This window comes from Lactiplantibacillus sp. ME-2 (assembly GCF_022549155.1).
GTDB classification, from domain to species: domain Bacteria; phylum Bacillota; class Bacilli; order Lactobacillales; family Lactobacillaceae; genus Lactiplantibacillus; species Lactiplantibacillus plantarum.
In genome coordinates, this window is the sequence record NZ_JAKZEQ010000091.1 from 1 (window position 1) to 2,907 (window position 2,907).

Annotated in this window: 2 protein-coding genes and 1 pseudogene; 1 reads left to right on the forward strand and 2 read right to left on the reverse strand. The window is 37.3% G+C overall.

Annotated features, from left to right (window positions below):
* Together nrdD and MMY95_RS15365 are read right to left on the reverse strand one after the other, a co-directional pair.
* Positions 1-1,912, reverse strand: a 1,912-nt coding sequence (gene nrdD, locus MMY95_RS15360; RefSeq protein ID WP_241277801.1) for an anaerobic ribonucleoside-triphosphate reductase, incomplete at its 3' end; no start/stop codon positions are given.
* Positions 1,913-2,231: 319 nt separating this feature from the next.
* A pseudogene (locus MMY95_RS15365) lies at positions 2,232-2,396 on the reverse strand (zinc ribbon domain-containing protein); the annotation flags it as partial.
* A gap of 72 nt (positions 2,397-2,468) precedes the next feature.
* Here MMY95_RS15365 and MMY95_RS15370 point away from each other — a divergent pair.
* A partial coding sequence (locus MMY95_RS15370; RefSeq protein WP_241277802.1) for an IS6 family transposase occupies positions 2,469-2,907 on the forward strand: 439 nt, incomplete at its 3' end.

Below are 2,907 nucleotides of genomic sequence, written 5' to 3' on the forward strand. Positions count from 1 at the left end.
ATGGTACGTTTGGATATAGTTTATGGTCAATTTCTTCAAAGGTACTGTTCAGACTTTCGGCTGGAGTACCATAAACTGAAAAACCGTATCCATATTGTTTTTTCCATGCCGCAGCTTTTTCGTTCATGTGTTTAATGACGGAATATGCAAAGTCGTGCGCTTCTTGATTGTAAGTGTGATCATGTTGCCAGTCACCATAGAAGCGAGCGGTCATTTCGTATAAACCAACGTATCCCATTGAAACGGATGCACGGTTGTGATTAAACAGTTCGTCGACATTTCCATCAGGATCTAAACGACCATATCCGCCATACATGAATCCGGCTGGATTGTATTTCGGTAAGGCTTGTTTAACATTTTCAATTCGAAAAAGTAAAGCATCACGTTGTAGATTTAGACGTTCATCGAGTAATTTCCAGAATTTTTCTTTGTCACCGTTTGAATCAAGTGCAATTCTTGGTAGGTTTAAACTAACGACACCTAGGTTTAAGCGTCCGCTTGAGTAATCATGTGTTTCGCCACGAGCTTTTAAATCTTCTGGTGACATCGCGCTAAGAAAACTGCGGCAGCCCATTGAGGCTTTAAAACTGCCAGTAATATCGATGACATTGTCATAGTTTAGAATTTCGGGTGACATGCGTTTAATAACTGATTTTAAAGCGAGTTTCTTGATGTCATAATTGGGATCTTTTGGATGCATGTTAACGCCGGGTTTAATTGTAAATAATAACTTTGGAAAAATTGCAGTCCGATGATCTTTACCTAGTCCAGCAATGCGTTGGTGAAGGATACCGATTTGAATTTCACGTTCAAACCAACTAGTACCAAGTCCAAACCCTAGCGTCACAAAAGGAGTTTGTCCATTTGATGAATAGAGTGTATTTATCTCGTATTCGAAACTTTGCATAGCTTGTTGAATTTCGCGGCGTGTCATTATTTCTGCGTAGTTCTTTTGATCTTCGATGTTTAATGATTTAGCAATTTTTAAGTGCTTTTTAAATGATTTTTTAGCGTATGGTGCGAGGACTTCGTCAATGCGATCGTAGGAGCAACCACCATATTGAGATGAACTTATCGCTGAAAGTATCTGTGATGCTTGTGCTACCGCGGTTGTCAATGTGTGGGGCGATTCAACATCAGCGTTTCCTAATGTGAATCCATTCTTCAACATGTCTTCTAAGTCGATTAATCCACAATTGTGATATTGGTTTGCAGGACTATAATCTAAATCATGCCAGTGAATCAAACCTTTGATATTAGCATCGGCAATTTTTTTTGGCAATATTTTTAAGCCGATTGCTTTTGAAACGGCACCAGCGGTCAAATCACGTTTGGTGGCATAAACATCAGCGTCTTTGTTAGCATTTTCGTTAACAACGTCATCATCTTTTTTCAATAGCTTGTTAATTTGGTAATCAACAGATGTTTGTTTTTTACGATCGATGTCGTGTTGTAAACGATATGCTGTATACGCTTCGGCAACTTTAAATTCTTCAACATCAACAAGTGATTGTTCAACGGCGGATTGAATCTCAGTAATGTCAAATTGCATTTTATTTTGTCGTAACAATTTGTTAATTGTTAAATCAACAATTTGATCAATCTTGGTGATGTGGTCTTCGATGTTTGAATACACATCTTCAAATGCTTTTGTGACAGCGTTTGTAATGTTTTCACGGTGGAATTTAGCAATGGATTTGTTGCGCTTGATTACGGTTTTTTGGGTATTATAACGTTGTGCTAAGCGTTGTTTTTCTTCGAGATAATGCTTATAAACGAAGACACTTTCGTCGTCATATTCCCACATCTTTGAATGATTTTTGTGATAGCGAACAATTTTTTTATCATTGGCAAGTCGTGTGATTTGCATTTCTGACAATGATAGTTCGTTAACAACATCTTTTAGTTGCATGTAGTCAGACCTTTCTGAGTTTTTATTTTAAGTCTAACGATAATGTTAGACTTACAGTTTTATTATAGCATAGCTCGCATTTATACAATAACATTTGTTGATGACAGAAATGTTTAACTGAATCGCGTTTTGCTTTTGTTAATCGGGGTTAAGAGAAATCACAGATGAAAATGTCATCGGCATAGTCTTTAGTGAACTACTCGTCACTAAAGTAACGAGCTTCTAGGAACACCGCTGACTTACACGTATATTCTAGGAATATCAGTGCAGAGGTTACGGCTATTTACTAAGGGTCGTTCCGACCCAGTTTAGTCTTTTATTAAACGTTTAATATATTGATAGCAGCATTAATGTCTCTATCGTGATTAATACCACAGTTAGGACATATCCACTGTCTAATATCTAAGGTATGTTTACCATCATCGTACCCACAGCTTGAGCAGATTTGAGATGTCTTTCTTGGATTAACAGTGACCAACTGTTTACGGTTCTGGTGCAAAATTTTTCAGGTAAACTTATTTTGAGTATAATTAGCCTAAAAAGCGAGGTAGCGATGATGGAAAATTATTTTAAAGGGCGACATTTCCAAAAAGATATTATTTTGGTAGCCGTTGGCTACTATTTTAGATTCTCATTAAGCTACCGTGATGTGGTTGAAATTTTGCGTGACCGTGGAATTATTATTCATCATACAACCGTCATGCGCTGGGTTCACCATTACGGGCCACTATTCAAATTATTATGGCGAAAACAGCGAGATACTCATAGTCAAAGCTGGCGAGTTGATGAAACCTATATTAAAATCAAAGGTCGTTGGTATTACTTCTATCGAGCCATTGATAGTCATGGATTAACACTAGATTTTGAGTTACGTAAACATCGTGATTATCAATCCGCCTATCATTTTTTGAAACGTTTATTGACGACCTATGGTCGTCCCGATTGTCTGGTTACTGATCAATATGCTGGCACTTTAAAGGCTATTAAACAAGTAA